This window comes from Candidatus Methylacidiphilum fumarolicum, from assembly GCF_949774925.1.
GTDB classification, from domain to species: domain Bacteria; phylum Verrucomicrobiota; class Verrucomicrobiia; order Methylacidiphilales; family Methylacidiphilaceae; genus Methylacidiphilum; species Methylacidiphilum fumarolicum.
Genome location: NZ_OX458932.1, coordinates 1,795,683 through 1,811,090 on the forward strand (window position 1 = coordinate 1,795,683; position 15,408 = coordinate 1,811,090).

The 15,408-nt window shown below is 43.1% G+C and carries 14 protein-coding genes and 1 tRNA gene; 12 read left to right on the forward strand and 3 right to left on the reverse strand.

Annotated features, from left to right (window positions below; genetic code table 11):
• Positions 1-42: 42 nt before the first annotated feature.
• The 10 genes from rplI to QOL44_RS08230 all read left to right on the forward strand — a co-directional run bounded on the left by rplI (position 43) and on the right by QOL44_RS08230 (position 12,314).
• The gene (gene rplI, locus QOL44_RS08185) at positions 43-621 is read left to right on the forward strand and encodes a 50S ribosomal protein L9 (RefSeq protein ID WP_009059104.1); all 579 of its coding nucleotides are present in this window, start codon (positions 43-45) and stop codon (positions 619-621) included.
• Between the two features lie 106 nt (positions 622-727).
• Entirely contained in the window at positions 728-3,430 is a 2,703-nt protein-coding gene (bamA, locus tag QOL44_RS08190) for an outer membrane protein assembly factor BamA (RefSeq protein ID WP_009059105.1), read from the forward strand.
• Between the two features lie 351 nt (positions 3,431-3,781).
• Positions 3,782-4,381 carry an OmpH family outer membrane protein gene (locus QOL44_RS08195; protein WP_009059107.1) on the forward strand — a complete coding sequence of 200 codons (600 nt, stop codon included), beginning with the start codon at positions 3,782-3,784 and terminating at the stop codon, positions 4,379-4,381.
• Positions 4,382-4,453: 72 nt separating this feature from the next.
• The gene (gene lpxD, locus QOL44_RS08200) at positions 4,454-5,515 is read left to right on the forward strand and encodes a UDP-3-O-(3-hydroxymyristoyl)glucosamine N-acyltransferase (protein ID WP_009059108.1); all 1,062 of its coding nucleotides are present in this window, start codon (positions 4,454-4,456) and stop codon (positions 5,513-5,515) included.
• Between the two features lie 11 nt (positions 5,516-5,526).
• Positions 5,527-6,843, forward strand: a complete 1,317-nt coding sequence (locus QOL44_RS08205) for a homoserine dehydrogenase (RefSeq protein WP_009059110.1) — start codon at positions 5,527-5,529, stop codon at positions 6,841-6,843.
• On the forward strand, positions 6,827-7,927 hold the full coding sequence (gene thrC / locus QOL44_RS08210; RefSeq protein ID WP_009059112.1) for a threonine synthase: 1,101 nt from the start codon (positions 6,827-6,829) through the stop codon (positions 7,925-7,927). Before QOL44_RS08205 ends, thrC begins: the two co-directional genes overlap by 17 nt.
• A gap of 114 nt (positions 7,928-8,041) precedes the next feature.
• Entirely contained in the window at positions 8,042-9,409 is a 1,368-nt protein-coding gene (locus tag QOL44_RS08215; protein WP_009059113.1) for a 3-isopropylmalate dehydratase large subunit, read from the forward strand.
• 36 nt (positions 9,410-9,445) lie between these two features.
• Complete coding sequence (locus tag QOL44_RS08220) at positions 9,446-9,787, forward strand: SH3 domain-containing protein (protein WP_009059114.1); 342 nt, start codon at positions 9,446-9,448, stop codon at positions 9,785-9,787.
• Positions 9,788-9,849: 62 nt separating this feature from the next.
• Positions 9,850-9,937, forward strand: a tRNA-Ser gene (locus QOL44_RS08225).
• Positions 9,938-9,971: 34 nt separating this feature from the next.
• Positions 9,972-12,314 carry an HAD-IC family P-type ATPase gene (locus QOL44_RS08230; protein ID WP_134373220.1) on the forward strand — a complete coding sequence of 781 codons (2,343 nt, stop codon included), beginning with the start codon at positions 9,972-9,974 and terminating at the stop codon, positions 12,312-12,314.
• 420 nt (positions 12,315-12,734) lie between these two features.
• Here the strand turns inward: QOL44_RS08230 and QOL44_RS08235 are convergent, their stop codons facing one another.
• From QOL44_RS08235 to QOL44_RS08245, 3 genes are all read right to left on the reverse strand, one after another.
• Complete coding sequence (locus tag QOL44_RS08235) at positions 12,735-13,097, reverse strand: hypothetical protein (RefSeq protein ID WP_009059116.1); 363 nt, start codon at positions 13,095-13,097, stop codon at positions 12,735-12,737.
• Between the two features lie 43 nt (positions 13,098-13,140).
• On the reverse strand, positions 13,141-13,368 hold the full coding sequence (locus tag QOL44_RS08240; RefSeq protein ID WP_048814660.1) for a zinc-ribbon domain-containing protein: 228 nt from the start codon (positions 13,366-13,368) through the stop codon (positions 13,141-13,143).
• Positions 13,369-13,701: 333 nt separating this feature from the next.
• Entirely contained in the window at positions 13,702-14,010 is a 309-nt protein-coding gene (locus tag QOL44_RS08245) for a transposase (protein ID WP_009059119.1), read from the reverse strand.
• 79 nt (positions 14,011-14,089) lie between these two features.
• Here QOL44_RS08245 and QOL44_RS08250 point away from each other — a divergent pair, with 79 nt between their 5' ends.
• Both QOL44_RS08250 and QOL44_RS08255 read left to right on the forward strand, forming a co-directional pair.
• The gene (locus QOL44_RS08250) at positions 14,090-14,239 is read left to right on the forward strand and encodes a hypothetical protein (protein ID WP_009059120.1); all 150 of its coding nucleotides are present in this window, start codon (positions 14,090-14,092) and stop codon (positions 14,237-14,239) included.
• Between the two features lie 396 nt (positions 14,240-14,635).
• Entirely contained in the window at positions 14,636-14,956 is a 321-nt protein-coding gene (locus tag QOL44_RS08255; RefSeq protein WP_045086536.1) for a hypothetical protein, read from the forward strand.
• Positions 14,957-15,408: the final 452 nt, after the last annotated feature.

A 15,408-nucleotide genomic window follows, 5' to 3' on the forward strand; every position in this document is an offset into this window, starting at 1 on the left:
GGGGAAATAGGAAGAAAAAACTCCTGTTGCAAAGGGTTTATTATGAATATAGAGGTCATTCTCAATAAAAAACTTGACAAAGTTGGTGCTGAAGGAGATCTAGTAACAGTCAAAGCTGGGTATGCCAGAAATTATTTGATTCCCAAAGGATTCGCCACACTGGCCACCTCCGCCACAAAATTGCAAGTCGAGCGGCTCAAAAAAATTCGAGCTGAAAGAGAAGAGAAGGAGAAAGAAGCGGCTTTGGAACTAGCTTCAAAAATTGGCTCGCTTCGACTGACTTTTAATCTGATTGGAGAAGAAAAAACCAAGAAGGTCTTCGGTGCCGTCACTTCCCAAGACATCTGTGAGAAGCTTGCTCAGGAAGGAATCCAGATTGACCGGAAAAAAATTTCTCTTGAAAGACCACTTAAGGAATCTGGCTTGCATGTTGTACCCATTCATATTCATCAGGAAGTTTTAGCTCAACTTCAGGTGGAGTTGGTCTTCCCAAAGAAAGAAACCGAAACAGAAACAACCGCTAGCCAAGACAAAAAAAGCGAAAAGAAAAAGAAAAATAAAAAGGGCGCCCAAACAAAAAAGGCTCAACCTAAGAAAAGTGAGACTTCTTCTTCAACATAGCAACATGCAGCCCTGCCGCAAACGGTTTTAATAAAAGAAACTAACCCACTTTGCCTCTTTGCTATGGTTAATAGTTTGACGGGGATAGCAGGGAAAGGAAAGCTCTGTGAAACCCAATGCTTTTCTCTTTTTGTTTAAGCAAACCAGAGAAGAAGTTCTCGTTCGAGGGCTGTTCCCCATTCTTTTCCTCTATTTGTTAGGTCTCATAGAAGTATCTTTTAGCCAGGCCACTGCTGATGGTCTGAATCTGCCTCCGCTGCCATCATCCATCGACTCACAGCCGCAACCAAAGGGTTTGTCTCCAGAATCATCTCCACCTACAACAAATCCTGCAAACAATACCAATCTCGCCCAAGAACAGAGAGAACAGTTGCTCCCATCGGCTCCTCGTCTTACCCCCCCCACTCCACCCCAACCTCCTCTTGAGGAGGAACATCCCGTAGAACAGGCTGAAAAGCCTGTTCCACAGGCAATACCAATCAAAAAAAAACCAAAAAAAATAGTTGGTCCTCCTAGTGGAGCTGAAAGCCAGAAGAAAGGGCCAACAGTCAAAGAAATAGAGATCGTTTACGTTGGTCCCAAATCAGTAAATCGTTCTATGATCCTTTCCAACATGCGCACAACAGTAGGACAACCCTACTCAGCAACAACCATCGAAGAAGATGTCAGAAATCTTTATGCAACTGGTCTCTTTACCAATTTGAGGATTACCACCGAAACGGTAGCCGAAGGAGTCAAGGTTATCGTTATCGTTCAACCTAAACCACTAGTTAAAGAAGTCACCATTCAAGGAGCAAAACAAATCCCGGTAGAAAGAATCAGAAAACAAGTTAAAACAAAGATTGGTGATCCTTTAAGTGAGTTTCAAGTCTCAGCGGATGCTGAAAAAATCCGGGAGTATTATCAAAATCATGGATTTGGCAATGCTCAGGTGACGTATAAGATAGATGTCAACGAAGAATTTGGCCGTGCCATAGTCAGCTTTTCCATTTCTGAAGGAGAAAAGCAGTTTATTGTGATGGTTAATTTTGTTGGGAACAAGGCTTTCAGCAATGCAGAATTACAAAAACAGCTCAAAACGAAAAAAAAGAACATTCTGTCTTTCGTTAATAAATCAGGGATTTTTAAAGAAGACCAACTGCAGGAAGACTTAAGAAAGCTCAAAGAATTTTACCAGGATCACGGCTATATCGATATGCAAATAAAAGATGTCAAAATCTCTACCCCTGAAAAAGAGAAAATGGTGGTAACCATCAGCATTTTTGAAGGCATCCAATACAAAGTGGGAACCATACAATTTCAAGGAAATGTCATTTATCCTAATTCCGATCTGCTCGACAGCATCAAAATGAAAGAAGGCAGTGTCTTTTCTCCAAAAGGACTAGATGATGACATTAAAGCGATACGCGATCTCTATGGCAAGCAAGGATATATTGATGCCGAAATAAAACCCGAAAGACTAGCAAATATAGAAAATGGTAGGATTGATTTGCTTTTTAAAATCTCTGAAGGAAGCCAGGCTTACATAGATAAAATCATCATTCAGGGGAACAATCAGACCAAAGATAAGGTCATCCGCAGAGAGCTTGCGGTGACTCCAGGAGATGTTTATGACAGCGTTCGTGTGGAGGCAAGTAAGAAAAGATTAGAAAACCTTGGCTACTTTGAAAAAGTGGAAATAAATCCTCAAGACACCAACGTTCCCAACCGGAAAAACATGGTTATTTCTGTCCAGGAAAAAAGAACTGGAAATGTGACTTTTGGACTTGGATACAGCACCATCGAGAGCCTGCTTGGTTTTGTCGAGCTAAACCAAGGGAATTTTGACATCTCCAACCCCCCTTCTTTTACTGGTGCCGGTCAGAAATTCCGGTTTCGGTTGCAGCTGGGCATTTTTATGGAAAGTGCCATGCTTTCTTTCACTGAGCCATGGTTCATGGATCAACCACTTATGGTTGGTTTCGATCTGTTTTTCAATCAGCTCACCTATCTGCAGTTTTATAACGGCTTTAACGAAACCCAGTATGGCTTAGACTTGCGCTTGGCCAAACGACTGAATCAATGGTTTACCCTGTCGACCCGATACGATTTTAATGTCTATGATCTGTGGGGTTACCTCCCAGAGGTAGAGAACATTCCCGTTTTTGCTCAGAACAGAGGATCGAGAACACAAAGTGATATCACCATGGATTTGATTTATGATAGCAGAGATAGCGTCTTTGTCACAAGACATGGCACCTTCCTGGATTTCAATATCTTGGGCGCTGGTGGTCCACTCCTAGGTCAAACAGATATTTACAGACTTCAATTGGATATATCCCATTTTGAAAATTTTCCTCTATGGGATATTATCATGTGGAATCATCTCACAGCAGGATTTGTCCAACAGTATGGGAAAAGCAGTTTCGTGCCCCTTTTTGATAGTTATTTCGTAGGTGGTCCTCGGTCATTGCGAGGTTTCGATTATAATCTGGTCGGTCCTAATTACTTACCTTTGGATTTCCCCATAGGAGGCCAAACAATGGCGGTTTGGAACCTAGAGTTTACTTTCCCTGTAGTCGATAGAGTTAGATTTGCGGTTTTCAATGATATGGGCTTTAATGCTGGATCCCTGATCGGCCCCAATCAACCTGTCCCCACTCCTTTTGTTGCTGGTCAAGGAATTAATATCGATGCCGATTACGGTTTTGGCTTAAGATTGTTTCTACCAATTGGCCCCCTACGATTGGACTACGGTATTCCTTATTTGAGACAGAGCTGGCTGAATAAAACGGGAAGATTTTATTTTGATGTCGGCTATTCCTTCTAATGAATAAAGCAAAGCAGTCTTAAGGAGAAAGTCGTTAGGATCTTCTCTATTACTCTAAAGGAGAAGGGTGGTTGCATTGGTTTGAGGATCGATAACGGAAAAGATATAAAATGATTTGACAAAAAAAGAATTTTCATTTTTGATAAAGGTTCTCAAAACTAAAAAAAGAATTGTCAATATGGGAAAAAGGAATTGCTTGTAAGAAGAAACAAATCCCATATATTTTCTTGCTGTAAACTATATTAAAAAAAGGGTAATGTTGAAGGGGAAAAGATCTGAAAAAGAAAGCTTAAAACCTTCTAACTTAGCTATAGGATTTCCATTCATAATGAAGAAAAAAATAAAAAGTCTATGAAACCATTTATCTATATTGCTACTATTCTGTGTGCTTTATCCATACCATCCGTGTATTCTCAACAGGTATTAAAAATTGGTGTTGTTGATCTTCAGAAAGCTTTTAATGATTTCTATAAAACCAAAGAAGCCGATGCCGAAATGAAATCCAAAGTGGCTGCCTTTGAAAAGGAACGTCAAGAAATGGCCAATGACTTAAACAAGGTTGGAGAAGAGGCCAAAAAAATGCATGATGCGGCTCAGGATAAGACTCTTTCTGAAGCTGCTCGGGCTGAAAAACAGAAGGCTTTCGAAGCAAAAGCTCAAGATTTCCAAGCCATGCAAAGGAAGTTCCAAGAATTTCAATATGTCCGAACAAAGGAACTAGAAGACCGTTCCCAAAGAATACGTCAAAACATTATCGATGATATCACCAAAGCGATTTTAGAAATTAGCAGCCGAGAAAAATTTACTCTCGTTTTTGATAAATCGGGGAAAAGCCTTAGTGGCACCAATGTATTACTTTATTCACAAGACGTTAAAGATATTACCGATGAAGTCATTCGAACAATAAATGCAACCAAACCTCAGCCGAAAGCTGCCTCTACTTCTCCATGATCCCTTAGAAGGCGGAGGGTTGGGCCTTGCTTCAAGGCTGGAAGAACACATCCACTTTAAAGGAATCCAAAAGTGGTCTCTTATTCAGTTGGACAGTTAGCTAAGCTTGTTGGAGGCATTATTGAAGGAGATCCAGAGTTAGAAATTACAGGTGTCTCCGACATTTTTGATGCTTCAAAAGGACAAATCACCTTTTTGAGTAACCCAAGATATGAATCGGCCGTGGAAAAAACGAAAGCTTCGGCAATCGTTGTTTCGAAAAATTATAAGGGTTCAAGTTCTGCTACATTGATTCGGGTAGATTCCCCTTCCCTTGCCTTTTCAACGATCATTGCTCTTTTCTGTCCAAAGCCAGTTACATACGAACCTGGCATCCACCCCACAGCCATTATAGGCAAGGAGGTAGGAATCGGTAAGGAGGTAAGCATCCAACCCTATGCCGTGATCGAAGATGGCGTAAAGATAGGCGATAAGGTAGTCATAGGAGCCTTCGTTTTTATTGGCAAAGAAAGTATTATTGGAGAAAATTCTTTTCTCTATCCCCATGTGACGGTACGAGAAAGAACGGTAATAGGCAAAAGGGTTATTCTGCATTCGGGAGTCGTTGTCGGATCCGATGGATTTGGATATGAAAGAAAAAATGGAAAACATGAAAAAATTCCTCAGGTTGGGATAGTCCAAATAGACGATGATGTGGAAATTGGAGCCAATACTACGATCGATCGAGGCAGATTTGGGAAAACCTGGATTCAAGAAGGCTCTAAAATAGACAATCTTGTGCAGATTGCGCATAATGTCGTTATTGGCAAAAATTCGATCATTGCAGCTCAGACAGGGATTTCTGGTAGTACTTCCCTAGGCAATCAAGTGACATTGGCTGGCCAAGTCGGCATCGCCGGGCATATTCATATTGGAGATGGAGCCACCATCACCGCCCAGTCTGGAGTAACCAAAGATGTCCCGCCTTATTCTGTTCTTTCAGGCCGTCATGCGCGACCAATTCAACTCACCCACAAACTAGAAGTTCTATATAATAAGCTTCCTGAAATCTGGGAAAGACTCAAGAAATTAGAAAAACAACTGAGGACTGAAGCTAACCCACCTGAGGCTGATCAAGACCTCTCAACGGAATAGGTTCCTTGGATATGAAAGCTTTTAATGTCGGATTGATTGGCCTTGGCAATGTTGGCTCTCGGGTATGGCATAACCTATTAACCCACAAAAAATTATTAGCAGAAAAATCAGGGAAAATTATTGAAATCAAGAGGGTTGCTGTCCGTTCCTTACAAAAAGGATATAACTTAGGCCTACCTAAAGAGATCCTTACAACTGATTGGCAAGATATTGTCAACGATCCAGAAATTGATGCGGTAGTGGAGTTAATTGGTGGGATTGATATTTCGTATGAAATTATTACAAGTGCTTTAAAAAAAGGAAAGGATGTCGTAACCGCTAACAAAGCCTTACTAGCAAACCATGGGCAGCAGATAGCCAACATTGCTTTTGAGCAAAAAAGAAGAATTCTTTTTGAAGCCAGTGTAGCGGGAGGCATTCCTCTTCTACAGGCTATTCAAGATGGACTGGTAGCGAACCGATTTCTGATGATTGCTGGCATCGTTAATGGCACCTGCAATTATATTCTCACAGAGATGACCAACCAGAAAAGTCCTTATGCTGAGGCTCTCAAGAAAGCCAAAGAACTTGGCTATGCGGAAGCCAATGAAAAACTGGATGTGAGCGGTGAAGACAGTGCGCATAAAGCAGCCATCCTCTGTGCCCTCTCCTATAGGTTCTGGCCTAAAGTCGAAGAAATTTATACAGCCGGTATCGAATCTGTGGATCCCATGGATATCCAGTATGCGGCGGACCTGGGATATATTTTAAAACTGCTAGCCATTATAAAAAAACATCCCCATTCGAAAAAGGTTGAAATTCGGGTGCATCCCACCTTACTTAAAAAAGATCATATTCTTAGTTCGGTTTCAGGAGCATTCAATGCCGTCATTGTGAAAGGAGATATTGTGGGAGATCAGTTATTCTATGGAAGGGGAGCAGGTGGCGACCCCACAGCTAGCGCCGTACTGAGCGATCTGGTAGAACTCGCAAGATATCCTTCGGATGTCTATCATTCGAGGATTTTCTTTTCCAGTACTGAGAGCGAGTATAAGATTATGCCCATTTCGGAAATTATTTCCAGGTATTATGTCCGGCTTAACGTCGTCGACAAACCAGGAGTTCTGGCTTCTATTGCTCAAATCCTTGGAAGAAAGAATATTGGAATATCCTCTGTCGTTCAACCAGAGGTCTCAAACCTTTCCCAAGGCGTACCTCTTATCATCATGGTCCATGATGCCAAAGAAAAAGACTTTACAGAGGCTTGTGCAGAGATGTCTAAACTTCCTTTTCTTAAGGGAAACCCAGTGATATATAGAGTAGAGGATTTTCATGCTCAAGGTGAATAATGAAAGATCATGGCAGGGAATAATCAAGCAGTACCGGGATCGACTTCCCGTGTGCGCTAATTGCCCAGATATTACCCTCCTCGAAGGCAATACCCCCTTAATCCCTTCAACAAAACTTCCCCAGCTTTTTGGGAAAGGGTTGAAAGTCTATTTTAAATATGAAGGCCTCAATCCCACCGCCTCTTTTAAAGACCGAGGGATGGTGGTTGCGATAACCAAGGCTTTGGAGCAAAATAAAAGAACAGTCATTTGCGCCAGTACTGGCAACACCGCCGCTTCAGCAGCCGCTTACGCGGCAAGAGCTGATTTAAAATGCTTTGTTTTTCTTCCACGTGGAAAGATTGCATTAGGAAAGCTCTCGCAGGCCATTATGCATGGAGCAGAGATCGTAGAAATTGATGGATCCTTCGATGATACCATGCGAATGGTTATCAAACTAGCCGCTCTTAGACCAGAAATTGAACTAGTTAACTCCGTCAATCCAAGTCGGATTGAAGGACAAAAAACAGCAGCTTTTGAAATTTGTGATACCTTAGGCGATGCTCCAGACATTCACATTCTTCCTGTAGGAAACGCCGGGAACATCACCGCCTATTGGAAAGGCTATAAAGAATATCATGAAAGCAAGCTTTCAAGCAAACTGCCTCAGATGCTTGGCTTTCAAGCAGAAGGTGCCGCTCCTATTGTGAAAGGTAAAATCATAGAAAACCCAACGACGATTGCTTCAGCTATACGAATTGGCAATCCAGCAAGTTGGAAAAAAGCTGTAGAAGCAGCCAGAGAATCCTCAGGAAAAATTGATTCAGTCACTGATTCTGAAATCATTGAAGCCTATCAGTTTCTGGCTACAAAAGAAGGCATTTTTGTCGAACCCGCCTCCGCAGTATCGCTTGCTGGCTTTTTGAAAATCTGTAAAGAAAATACCCTTGCTAAGAATTCGACTGTGGTGATGACACTCACAGGTCATGGCCTAAAAGACCCAGCTTTCTCTGAATCTATCTTTGCTTCCTTCCCACGCCACCAGATCCCTCCTTCCATTGATAAAGCCTTAGAAATTCTAGAAAATGCAAAAAAAAGAAACTAAAATTCGATTGAGAAAGAATACTTTTTCCTTTTATTCTTTTCTTATGGATTAGATTATTTCTCCCTACGGGGATTATTCTTATTGTTATTAATTCCATTACTTAATTTTTTTATTATGACTTTAACAGAAAAGATACTTGCAAAAGCTAGCAAAAGATCGAAAGTCCTTCCTGGAGATAACATTTGGGTGGAGACCGACATTCTCCTTACTCATGATGTTTGCGGGCCAGGAACCATAGGTGTCTTTAAAAGGGAATTTGGGAAAAACGCGCGCGTTTGGAATCCTTACAAAATCGTGATCATGCCCGATCACTACATTTTTACTTCCGATTCTCTTTCCAATAGAAATGTGGACATTTTAAGAGCTTTTTCAAAAGAACAGGGTCTTCCCTATTTTTATGACGTCATTGATGATCCCAATGGAAATTGGAAATTTGATCCTCTCAAAGGGCCTTTACAACGTCAGTACGGAATGCATTACGCTGGCGTTTGCCATACTGCGCTTCCTGAAAAAGGTCATGTCCGACCCGGAGAAGTGCTCTTTGGGACCGACAGTCATACGTGCACAGCGGGGGCATTCAACCAGTTCGCAACGGGAATCGGAAATACGGATGCGGGATTTGTAATGGGAACCGGGAAATTGCTCATCAAAGTCCCCCCAACTATCCAATTCTATCTGGATGGAGAACTTCAAAAAGGGGTCATGGCCAAAGACCTCATCCTTTACATTATTGGGGAAATAGGTTTTGATGGAGCCACTTACATGGCCATGCAGTTTGAAGGTCCGGGAGCCTTCTCTCTCTCAATCGAAGATAGAATGACGATGGCCAATATGGCCATAGAAGCAGGTGCTAAAAATGGGATATTCCCAGCGGATCAGAAAACTATCGACTATGTTAACCAGAGGATTTTAAAGAATGGCACAAAAAAAGAATTCGAAGTCGTTGAGTTAGAAAAAGATCAAAAGTTCTTTGCATCTTACTCAATCGATCTTTCTAAGATAGAACCAACTGTGGCAGCTCCTCCTAATCCAGCTAATAGATTTAAGGCTAAGGAACTGGCTTCCGTAAAAATTGATCGCGCCTATCTCGGCTCTTGTACCGGAGGCAAGCTCACCGATTTTATTGCTTTTGCCTCGATTCTTAAAAACAATATGGTAAGCGTAGAAACTTTCGCCGTGCCTTCTACCCCAGAAGTCGTCGATCAACTCCACAAAATAGAGTTGGAAGGACAAAGTCTGTGGGAAATATTAGTTCAGGCAGGCGTGAAAATTACAGAAAATCCCTCCTGCGCAGCCTGTCTTGGAGGACCAATGGACACCTTCGGGAGAGTTAACAAGCCGCTGGTGTGTATCTCTTCGACAAACAGAAATTTTCCTGGGCGGATGGGAGATAAAGCTTCCCTTGTTTATTTGGCTTCTCCCATGACGGTGGCGGCTTCGGCCATTAAAGGTAAAATTACGGATCCCAGAGAATTTCTCTAACTTCTTTTGTGTTGAAAATAAGGAGATAATAAAAGGATGGGAAGGTGGATTTCGAAAATAAAAAAATGGAACTTGCATCTAATCTTTCTGCCTATTATGTCATTTGCTTTTCTCTCTTGTTCTTCAACCATTGGAGGGTATGAATATAACTTAGTGACGAAGGACAAGACCCCTTTTTATACTCAAGGGCCCGGAGAAGAAGTGCCCGATAGTTATCTAGATAAAGGAACACGGTTAAAACTGCTTGGCTCCACAGGAGAAGGGTTCGTTCGGGTAGAAACCACGCGAGGCAAAAAAGGATTTGTTCCTGTCTCCTATCTTGAAAAGCAAGATGCTTATTATGGCGCTCCTTCAAGCAGTTTTGGTCCTAATTGGTGAAAAGAAGCCTTAAGAAAAATAAATTTTCCAATTACACTTTGCCATTTATAATAATAAGCACTGGACAGATGCCGGAGTGGTTGATCGGGCACGCCTGGAGAGCGTGTAGTCGGCTAAACCGACTCGAGGGTTCGAATCCCTCTCTGTCCGCTTTGTTTCCTTGATCGTAGCCAGGAAAACCTTTGTGCCTTACGACAGCAACAAGCTTTACTTAGGGTTATCATGGGCGGAAGCAAAAAAACGGTTGTTAGCAGAGGGTCCTAATACTCCCCCTGAAAAAAAGGAATCCTCTTTATTACTGTTTCTTTCTAAATTTTGGGCTCCTGTTCCATGGATGCTTGAAATAACGATTCTTTTAGAAATCCTTCTTCACCGAATCCATGATGGGATCGCCATTGCTGGATTCCTAGTTTGTTCCTCCATGCTTTCTTTTTTGCAAGAACATCGTTCGAAACGTGCCCTTTTTTCTCTGCTCAATAAACTTTCTCCTGACGTTCGAGTACTCAGAGATGGAGTATGGACAACAATCCCTGCAAAAGAACTGGTTTGTGGGGATCTTGTCCTTTTACGCAGCGGGGATATTGTCCCTGCCGATCTGCAACTCATCGATGGAGAAATAGAAGTAAATGAATCAGCAATAACTGGAGAGTCTCTCCCACGTACCGCTCAACCAGAAGAGAGGCTTTTAAGCGGATCTTTTGTGGAATCAGGACAAGCGCGTGGCATTGTCATCGCGACAGGAGCAAAAACCCACTTTGGAAAAACAACTCGGTTGATTGAAATTGCCTCTCCCCCAAGTGAAGCCCAAAAAGTCATATTCAATATCGTTAAAGCATTGGTCTATGTGGATAGTCTGCTCATCGCATTGATTTTTCTCTATGGAATGATAAAGATGGCGCCCCTATCCTTTCTCTTGCCTTATGCTCTTGTTATTCTTATAGCCTCCGTTCCTGTTACTTTGCCTTCTGTTTTTACCTTGGCCACAGCCCTAGGCTCAAAAGAGCTTGCAGAAAAAGGAGTGCTCTGTACCAAACTTTCTGCTTTAGAAGACGCCTCAACCATGGACATTTTGCTTGTAGATAAAACCGGAACGTTGACGTGTAATGAACTCAAGCTTCATATTTTAAAGCCCTTTGCTCCCTGTACGGAGCAAAATCTCCTGCTTTTTGCTGCGCTTTGTTCCGATCCTCTGGGAGAAAATCCTATCGATAAAGCTATCCTTGAAAAAGTAGACGAACTTCATTTGTCTACCAAAGAACTTGGCCTAGACTTTCAACATTATATTCCTGCAGATCCTAAGACCAAAATGGCTAAGGCTATATACAAAGATAAAGAAGGAAGGCAGTTCATAGTCCTCAAAGGATCTGTTTCTACAGTACTAAAAACGATAGGGATCGATTCAACAGAAGTACTGGATCAAGCAAAAACGCTTGAGACCGATGGCTCACGTATCCTTGCTGTTGCCTATGGTTCGCCTGCTGCCAATACGCTGCTGGGACTTATCGGTTTTTCGGATCCACTGAGGAACGATGCAAAAGAATTAATCGCAAAGATTAAATGGCTCGGTATCAAAGTGGTTATGGTCACTGGAGATCAGGAATTCACAGCAAAATCTATAGGAAAACAAGTAGGTATTGGAGAACATTCGATTACCTTATCAGATTCCTCGGCTATTGATCCCCAACAAATTGAAAACTATGATATTATAGCTGGGGTATTCCCTGAGGATAAATATAGAATTGTTCAGGCATTTCAAAAGAAAAACCATGTGACAGGAATGACAGGTGATGGCGTCAATGATGCCCCAGCGCTTCGACAAGCCCAAGTAGGAATAGCCGTTTCGAACGCTGTCGATGTTGCAAAATCCGCAGCTAGCCTTATTCTTACAAATCCAGGGCTAATGGATATCATTCCGGCAATTATGCTGAGCCGCGCTATTTTCGAAAGGATCCTCACTTATATCCTCAACAAAATAATCAAAACGGTAGAAGTAGCGTTCTTTATGACGCTAGGACTAATAGTTGGAAATACTTTTGTATTGAATCCATTTCTTGGTGTTCTTCTTGTCCTGTATAATGATGTGCTCACTCTTTCCCTAGTGACAGATAGGGTAAAACCAGCAAACCGGATCCGAAAATGGCCAATCCAATCGATTGTCATTGCAGGGACAACGATCGGTATTATGCTACTATTCTTTTCTTTCGGCCTCTTTTTGGTAGCTAAATATGCTTTAAAGCTGGATCCACCTCATCTCCAATCCATTAGTTTTATCCTTCTCGTATTGGAGGGACAAGCTACCCTCTACCTTGTTAGGGAACGACACCACTTATGGCATTCCCTTCCAAGCCCATGGATGATAGTTACCTCGGTCATGGTACTCTTAGGCCTAACTTTCCAGGCTACAAAGGGAATTGGCATGGAAAACATTGGATTTTCTTCTCTTATGGCTATTGTCATAGCCATTCTCCTTTACTTCTTCATTCTTGATTCTTTCAAAGTTTGGCTTTTTCGAAGGCTTCATCTTTAGCAATAACCCATATCTTTTGGAATCTTCATGGGATCATGATCATGCCCCCACTCAGAACATTCTCCTGGAGCATCCAACAGTTCAAGGACCTGGTTTTCTTAAATTACTCCCTTTATCCATCCATGACTATGAGAGAGAGTGTAATCGAAGCAAAATAGGAAGGAGAAACACCCAGAGGTCTTGCAGAAAGAAAAGCAAGGGGATAAGCCAAAGAAAAAAAGTCAAGAAGGAGGTTTCATCCAAGAAAAGTGGCAGATCTCTTGGTATTTTACCAGGTTCGAGAATATTGTTGCAACTGAGAATACTGTAGTTTCAGACCACGTTGGCAAAACGATCATGAACTAAACTCCAACATCCCTACCTACTTTGGTATACCCACAGACAAGCTACTATCCCACAAACCCAGGGTAATCTTTACCTTCAAGAGCCGCAACAGGCAAAAGCCGAATGTTCTCCACAATGACTGCATAGAAAAAGATGCTTGTGGCTTTTTGTCTCTTTTGCATGGATCAACCCTTTGCATAACCCCGGGCAATTCTGCCATTGACTAGAATCAAACCATGCAAGATGCTCTTTGCTAGCTTTTTTTACTATTGTCATCCAAACCCCTTTGCATTTCCCACAAATCATAGCAAAAGTCTTCCCAGGGGGAATGGCTTTGGCTTCTTCATAACTGTTAAGAATAGTTAGTCTTTCTCCTTTAGATGTTTGAACTATAGTACTTTGTCCAATGGAAGAGGATAGAAAATACAAAAAAAATAGAAAGATCAGTCCCTTTTTCATAAAGCTTTTTTTTCTATCAAAGCAGAAAATGGACCAATTTTTTTTAAAGGTAATCTTCTTGGGAAATCGACGTCGACTCCCTTTTACCCAAAATTTCTGCCTGTGCTATCACCATTTCCTTCGAACAATCAAATCGGTATCCATTACAATTGGGGCAAAATACAGCGTTCTTCGACACAATTGAACCACAACTTTCACAAACTTTAAATTCTTGTGGAGAGGCAATAATCCTTGCAGCCTTTTTTGCTCTATCATCTAATGGATCTTTCACAGTTTTAAAATACAATTCCTATAGCTAGATACAACGTTGAACTAAAAAAAATTGCTCGCCATGTTGAGTCTTTTCCTTCTATAGCAATCCAATCTGAACGATCCACCCCTGTCAACTTTCAAGTGCCCCAAACCTTTTTTGTGTTCTATCTATTATATTCATAGTCCCATCGATTTTTTTTCCGCCCATAATCTTGCTCAACCAATCTATCTACCCTCCCTGTCAGCCAGTACACCAGCCAGAGCCTTTGGCTTGGCTGGTGGGGTAGGCTGTCCTATTCCAGTCTCTCTTGCCCTTCGATGTCCTGTTTGAGACGGTTAATAGGGCTCCTCATCACCTAATAACACAGAAGGGACGGATCCAAAGTACTGGCTTACGATAGAAATGGCCGGCTGCCGTGGCAAACTCTCTGCGGAAAGGATTGAAAGAAGTTGTCTTAAGACTCTTTACGAAGCAGCTGTGTTCAAGATTTGGTGGCAAAGCAAGCAGCAAGTGAAGGGGATCCGATTCTCCCTTGAACTCAATCAACTGTCCGCCCTCTCCCTCCCAGCGCATTTTAGCCATACTATGCACACAGCCAAGCATTAGGAGAGTTATCGCCTTGTGGCGGTATTTTGATACAAGCACTAAATGATAGGGCACGCGTTAACGCATGGAGGCAAAACGTGTCAACGGACTGGAACTTGCATTTCACTAAATGTCCACTTTTCAGCGTTGTCCTATGAGCATTGCTCCACCCGTTGGTCTTCTCGTGCTTGACCCCGTTGAACACAAGGTTACCTACCAACACTATCCTTCCAAGGCCGTCCGGGATGAGCTTTTTCTGACTCGCTCGGGGGCATTGCTTCCTCTGGAAGCTGAATCTCGATGAGCGCAGGCGAGCATGGAAGGAGGAAAAGCGAGGTGCCTGTTTTTTCCGAGCAGGGCCGATTGGCTCACTGTCCTCCGCTCCCAAAACGCGCTTCTCTCCTCAATCAATGCTCTATCCCTCTAGGTAACGTTCAGGAGGCTGGACCACGTATTCCAGTCGCTCTTCCGTCACATCCGGCAAGGCAAAAAGCCCGGATTTCCCCTTTCCAACAGGCAGAGCGATTCAGCGGCTTTGGCTTCCAGCAGCACGAAGACGACTGGCGGCTGCTCACAAAAGACCAAAGCTCTCACCGGAAGCTCCCTCTCTCCGGCATCGGGGGGATCCGGATCCGGGGCAAGCTCTTTGCTCCCAAAGAACCCAGAAGATACGAGATATTTCTTTCCGGCGGCAAATGGCATGCGTCGGTCACGACACGCTGCCGGCCGCTGCCGAGAGCATGGAGCTGGTGCTGCGGCTTTCGAGTTGGGCAGGGAGCAGTTCCTAACCAGCGCCTCATTGAAGACAGAGAAAAGCGAGCCGGTCGTTTCCGAGGGAACCAATAAGCGGTATTTGCACAAGGCGCTCAAGAGGCTTAAGGAAGCTTTCGAGAACGATCTTCTGAAAGATAGAAGCGGCAATCAGCAACCAGGGGAAACGGGAAGGATTTCATGTATCCAAGAGGCTGTGGGAGCAGTGCGGACAGCTCGGCTGGATGGAGGCCAAGGTGGCGAATGTTAGGAAGGATTTCCTGCACAAGCAGAGTGCCGCGATGGTGGGACGTAGTGGCCTATTGATCACAGAGGCGCTGGAGCCGAAAAGGATGAGGGTTTTAGCCAGAGGTAGCCTGGTAAAGCTGAGGAAAACAGGTTCGGCAAAAAGCTAGATGAAATCGAGAGAGGTTGGATGTGTCGTTTGGAGCTTTCAGATCGATGGTCAGAGACACAGCGGAAGTGGCTCATATCGGAAGCTGGAAGCACAGGCAAGGATGTTGGAACCAAGTTAGAGATGCAACCGAGGCGGCGGTATTGTGAAAAAGACTCTAGGGTGACCGGTGGCATGAGTGGTAGGGCATCCAGCCATCAGGACAAGAAATCGGCGCGCGGGGCTCTTCGATTGTGGCTTGGCGAAATGGATAAAAAACCACGACTTCGTCTTTCCAGGGGCCGAAGGTCGCTGGATACGGAAAGGAA

Coding starts and splice junctions, on each gene's coding strand:
- QOL44_RS08195 (WP_009059107.1), top strand. CDS start 3,782: ATGAAACCATTTATCTATATTGCTACTATTCTGTGTGCTTTATCCATA.
- rplI (WP_009059104.1), top strand. CDS start 43: ATGAATATAGAGGTCATTCTCAATAAAAAACTTGACAAAGTTGGTGCT.
- QOL44_RS08255 (WP_045086536.1), top strand. CDS start 14,636: ATGCGTCGGTCACGACACGCTGCCGGCCGCTGCCGAGAGCATGGAGCT.
- QOL44_RS08220 (WP_009059114.1), top strand. CDS start 9,446: ATGGGAAGGTGGATTTCGAAAATAAAAAAATGGAACTTGCATCTAATC.
- QOL44_RS08250 (WP_009059120.1), top strand. CDS start 14,090: ATGAGCATTGCTCCACCCGTTGGTCTTCTCGTGCTTGACCCCGTTGAA.
- QOL44_RS08235 (WP_009059116.1), bottom strand. CDS start 13,097: ATGAAAAAGGGACTGATCTTTCTATTTTTTTTGTATTTTCTATCCTCT.
- QOL44_RS08205 (WP_009059110.1), top strand. CDS start 5,527: ATGAAAGCTTTTAATGTCGGATTGATTGGCCTTGGCAATGTTGGCTCT.
- thrC (WP_009059112.1), top strand. CDS start 6,827: ATGCTCAAGGTGAATAATGAAAGATCATGGCAGGGAATAATCAAGCAG.
- QOL44_RS08215 (WP_009059113.1), top strand. CDS start 8,042: ATGACTTTAACAGAAAAGATACTTGCAAAAGCTAGCAAAAGATCGAAA.